General features: G+C 58.8%; 7 protein-coding genes. 3 read left to right on the forward strand and 4 right to left on the reverse strand.

Going from position 1 to position 3,979, the window contains the following annotated elements; translation table 11 throughout:
* The 3 genes from Q8K05_RS09555 to Q8K05_RS09565 all read right to left on the reverse strand — a co-directional run.
* The coding region (locus tag Q8K05_RS09555; protein ID WP_305246399.1) for a phosphoenolpyruvate carboxykinase domain-containing protein at positions 1 to 819 on the reverse strand (819 nt) is incomplete at its 3' end.
* Between the two features lie 387 nt (positions 820 to 1,206).
* Complete coding sequence (locus tag Q8K05_RS09560; RefSeq protein WP_305246400.1) at positions 1,207 to 1,842, reverse strand: ATP-binding cassette domain-containing protein; 636 nt, start codon at positions 1,840 to 1,842, stop codon at positions 1,207 to 1,209.
* 184 nt (positions 1,843 to 2,026) lie between these two features.
* Complete coding sequence (locus tag Q8K05_RS09565) at positions 2,027 to 2,194, reverse strand: hypothetical protein (RefSeq protein WP_305246401.1); 168 nt, start codon at positions 2,192 to 2,194, stop codon at positions 2,027 to 2,029.
* Positions 2,195 to 2,564: 370 nt separating this feature from the next.
* On the opposite strand from Q8K05_RS09565, the gene Q8K05_RS09570 reads away from it, so the two are divergent.
* Together Q8K05_RS09570 and Q8K05_RS09575 are read left to right on the forward strand one after the other, a co-directional pair.
* Entirely contained in the window at positions 2,565 to 2,846 is a 282-nt protein-coding gene (locus Q8K05_RS09570; RefSeq protein ID WP_305246402.1) for a YlcI/YnfO family protein, read from the forward strand.
* The gene (locus Q8K05_RS09575) at positions 2,843 to 3,160 is read left to right on the forward strand and encodes a type II toxin-antitoxin system RelE/ParE family toxin (protein ID WP_305246403.1); all 318 of its coding nucleotides are present in this window, start codon (positions 2,843 to 2,845) and stop codon (positions 3,158 to 3,160) included. Before Q8K05_RS09570 ends, Q8K05_RS09575 begins: the two co-directional genes overlap by 4 nt.
* 16 nt (positions 3,161 to 3,176) lie before the next feature.
* Here the strand turns inward: Q8K05_RS09575 and Q8K05_RS18855 are convergent, their stop codons facing one another.
* Positions 3,177 to 3,251 carry an SEC-C metal-binding domain-containing protein gene (locus Q8K05_RS18855; protein WP_370868814.1) on the reverse strand — a complete coding sequence of 25 codons (75 nt, stop codon included), beginning with the start codon at positions 3,249 to 3,251 and terminating at the stop codon, positions 3,177 to 3,179.
* A gap of 119 nt (positions 3,252 to 3,370) precedes the next feature.
* Here Q8K05_RS18855 and Q8K05_RS09585 point away from each other — a divergent pair, with 119 nt between their 5' ends.
* Positions 3,371 to 3,583 carry an MOSC domain-containing protein gene (locus Q8K05_RS09585; protein WP_370868815.1) on the forward strand — a complete coding sequence of 71 codons (213 nt, stop codon included), beginning with the start codon at positions 3,371 to 3,373 and terminating at the stop codon, positions 3,581 to 3,583.
* Positions 3,584 to 3,979: the final 396 nt, after the last annotated feature.

The raw sequence follows: 3,979 nt of genomic DNA on the forward strand, positions 1-3,979 counted from the left end.
GGGGAAGGCCGCGGCCACGTGGTACTTCTTGCCCTGCGGGTTGGTCACGCCCAGGATGAGCATGTGCTCGGCCAGCCAGCCCTGGCGCTTGCCCATGGTGGAGGCGATGCGCAGCGCAATACATTTTTTGCCCAGCAGCGCGTTGCCGCCGTAACCGGAGCCGTAAGACCAGATCTCGCGCGTTTCGGGATAATGCACGATGTATTTGGTCTTGTTGCACGGCCAGGTCACATCTTGCTGACCTTCGGCCAGCGGCGCGCCCACGGTATGCACGCAAGGCACGAAGTCGCCATCCACACCCAGCACGTCAAACACGGCCTTGCCCATGCGCGTCATGATTTTCATGTTGACGGCCACATACGGGCTGTCCGACAGCTCAATGCCAATGTGCGCAATCGGCGAGCCCAGCGGGCCCATGCTGAACGGCACCACATACATCGTGCGGCCGCGCATGCAGCCATCAAACAGTGGCTGCAGCGTGCTGCGCATCTCGGCGGGCGCCATCCAGTTGTTGGTCGGGCCGGCGTTTTCTTTTTGGGCCGAGCAGATGTAGGTGCGGTCTTCGACGCGGGCGACGTCGCTCGGGTCGCTCTGTGCCAGAAAACTGTTCGGGCGCTTGGCTTCGTTGAGTTTCTTGAAGGTGCCGGCTTCCACCAACTGCTGGCACAGGCGCTGGTATTCAGCGTCACTGCCGTCGCACCAGTACACGTTGTCTGGTTTGCACAAAGCCACCATGTCGGCGACCCAGGCAATCAGCTTCGCGTTCTTGACGTAGGGGGGTGTGTTGAGCTTGAGCCCTTGCATCACGGGTTGGTTCATCGAAAAACTCCAAAGTTAAAAAGCGCCATGTCGGTAAACGTCGGGCACTGCACCAGCAGGCACCGTGACATCGGGACGTTTGTCGAAAGGGCGCTCAGGCGAGCCAACAGGTCTGGCTCGGTGAGCGGGGCTGCACGCTGGGGACGTGCTGCAGCGCCAGGGGTTGAAAAGCAGTAGATGGTGTGCCGGTCAGGTTCCGCGGGGTGGGCGGAAGAGCCATTTTAAGAACATCAGGGGCGGTTACCTCACGGTTTCGCCCAAAAGATATGCAAAACATGCATGGGGTTATGTGCCGCATGGGCCGCACTTTGCCCGTCAAAGTGCGGCCGCAATCGGCAATTCAACAAATAGTGAATGGGCAAGGTTGCCGCCGGGTTTGGGTGGGCCTCAAGTTCCCAGTTCAATCACAGCCGCAAGCGCCACAGCGTCTGGCGCCACGTAATCGGCCACCACCCAGGCCCGGCTTGGGTGCCTTGCCGCTTCTGCCAGCACGCCCAGCAGGTAGTCGATGGACGGGCGGTCCAGCGCCATGAAGGGCTGGTCGAGCAGCGTGACCGTGGCCTGGCTGGCCAGGGCGGCCGCGATGAAAACCTTGCGCCGGGAGCCGGTGGACAGCATGAACAGCGCTTTGTCCAGATGCGGCGCCAGCGACAGGCCCTCGATATGGGCCTGCAGCGCGGCCGGCTCAAAGCCCGGGTGGCGCTCGGGCAGGCTGCTGAAGATCTTGCGGGCCGTGTGCGAGTCCAGCGCCGCATCGCGCGGGTCGAACCAGGCCACCTGCTGGCGGTGGGCAGCGCTGCCTGGGTCCAGTATCGCGCCGTTGATCTCTACTCGCCCGCTGCCCGTCACGGCGCCCGCCAGCAACTGCAGCAGGGTGGTTTTGCCCACGCCCTCATCGCCGCAGAGCCAACTCACGCCGGGCGGCAGGCGCACGGACAGTTGGTCAAACAGCAGGCCCTGGGGCTGGCCGGGGTAGCCGAACGAAAGCGCGTCGGCTTGCAGAATCGGGGTGGGAGGGGTCATGAGAGGAAACCAGTAGAGGCCGGCATGGCGTTGAGATTGCTATTAATGTAGTAGCTGCTTACGCCCGTATACTATGGGTTTTGTCCTGATTTGATGCTTGCGTTTGCATTCTTGTGCGTTTTGGGACCCGCCAATGAAAAAGTCCGCAAGCTGCGGACTTTCGGGGGATGCAACGGCTACGGCTTCAGGCCATGTAGATGGCAATGAAGGCCAGCAAAAACATCAGCACGGCGCCCACCACGGGCAGCACGATGTGGATCACCGGCACGATGGCTTCCACCGGGTCTTGCTCTGCGGCAGGGGCGGGGCTGCTGGGCAAGGCGTGGGCGCTGTGGGGGGCTGAACTCGACATGGTGACTCCTGAAGGGGGGCTTTTTAGAACTGCCGCGATTTTACCTTTTTGAGTTGCGCTGCCGGAATTCCTGACCCGTTAGGTGTCAGGAAACTACAAACATACCAGTTTAGTCATTGTGAGCGCAGCGCGGCAATCCACTGCGTTGGAAACTCCTACATGGATCGCCACGGCCTGCGGCCTCGCGATGACGAGAAACGGGCGCTTTTGCAATTTCTACCTCCCTTACCGCAGCTTTGTCCAGCGCTGCCTGGGCGAAAAGGGCTTTGACGTGATCGGCTGGAATTGAGCCGGATGCCGCAACTTCTTTCCGTATTGCCTTGGGCGCCGGCGCGATAACATTGCATCGCAAATGCACTACAATTTGCAAATGAAGACCGCAACCCTTCCTTCCGTTCGTGTGAAGCCCGAGCTTCGGGCTGAAATCCAGTCCCTGTTGAGCGACAACGAATCTGTGTCTCAATTCGTCGAAACTTCAGTGCGCGAAAGCGTGCGGCGCCGACGCAATCAGCATGAGTTCATTGCCAGGGGCATTGTTTCTCTGGAGAGTGCCAAGCGCACTGACGACTATGTTGATGCCGATGTCGTGATCGGAAATCTGGAGCGCAAGCTTGCTTTCGCCAAGGCCAATAGTGCCCAAAGCAAGCGGTGAACTTTCGCGTTCGATTGACGCTGGAGGCGGCCAAGGATCTGGAGCAATTGTTCGATTTCGTGCTGGAACGCGAACTCCAACGTAACGACGGCGATCTTGAGCTGGCCGAGAGGGCGCTGCAAGCGATAAAAAATGGCATTTCGAGCCTGCGCACGTCTCCTTTCACTTGCCGCAAAGCGAGTCAGAGCCCCTTCATGCGTGAGCTGGTCATTCCATTTGGCCGCGCTGGATATGTAGCACTTTTCGAGATCGTCGACAGCGAAAACGTTGTGATCGCTGCTGTTCGACACCAACTTGAAGATGATTACCACTGAGCTTGGTGAATGGATTTCAGGCGCCGTGGCACTTCTTGTATTTCTTGTCACTGCCACAAAAGCACGGGCCATTGCGACCCGGTGTCGCCACTTTACGAACGGTTTGTACGCGCGGGCCGAAATTGCGCCACAGCTCGCCCAGGGGCTGCTTGAAAGCGATGTCTGGGCCGGGGATGTGCTCAATTTGCCAACTGCGAACTGAGGGTCACGCTGCCGCGCGAGCCCTGTTACAAATTCAACGCCGCCATGGGCTTTGCGCGCGCCTCCCGGCTGATGGCGCAAAGCGGCTTTTGCGGCTTTTACCTCGCGGTGCAAACGCCTGGCACGCTGCGCGCCGGCGAGCCGTTTGACGTGATTCCCGGGCGGCGCGGCGTCAGCATTCCCACGCTGTTTGCCGCCAGGCTGGCCAAGCATTTGCGCTGACAGCGGCCACTCAGCCCGGGTGTCGCCGCGTCAGACTTGATCTGTATCAAATCCTGCTCAGATGGGCAGCAAGCCCAATTCGGCACAAACCCGCATGAACGCTCGTTATCAAGGATTTTGCGTCCTGCACAGCGGTGTGAATTACGGTTGATTTGTTGACATCAACAAATCAAGTGTGAGAATTGATACAATTAATATCATAATTAATTAATTTGATTTTTCAGAAAAGAGGATCTTTGTGGCCTCTGTTTGAAAAGATCTGGCGTGTCACGGGCTCAGGCTTAGGCGCTCAGGACATTCCAGTGATGCCGCAGTGGCGCAACAGGGTGTAAGTGGGGAGCGATTTTGCTCAGGTTTTTATGAACAGGATTTCCAAATGAACATGAACATGAAAAT

Source organism: Polaromonas sp. (genome assembly GCF_030682935.1).
GTDB lineage: Bacteria > Pseudomonadota > Gammaproteobacteria > Burkholderiales > Burkholderiaceae_C > Polaromonas.

Coding starts and splice junctions, on each gene's coding strand:
- Q8K05_RS09565 (WP_305246401.1), bottom strand. CDS start 2,194: ATGTCGAGTTCAGCCCCCCACAGCGCCCACGCCTTGCCCAGCAGCCCC.
- Q8K05_RS09570 (WP_305246402.1), top strand. CDS start 2,565: ATGAAGACCGCAACCCTTCCTTCCGTTCGTGTGAAGCCCGAGCTTCGG.
- Q8K05_RS09560 (WP_305246400.1), bottom strand. CDS start 1,842: ATGACCCCTCCCACCCCGATTCTGCAAGCCGACGCGCTTTCGTTCGGC.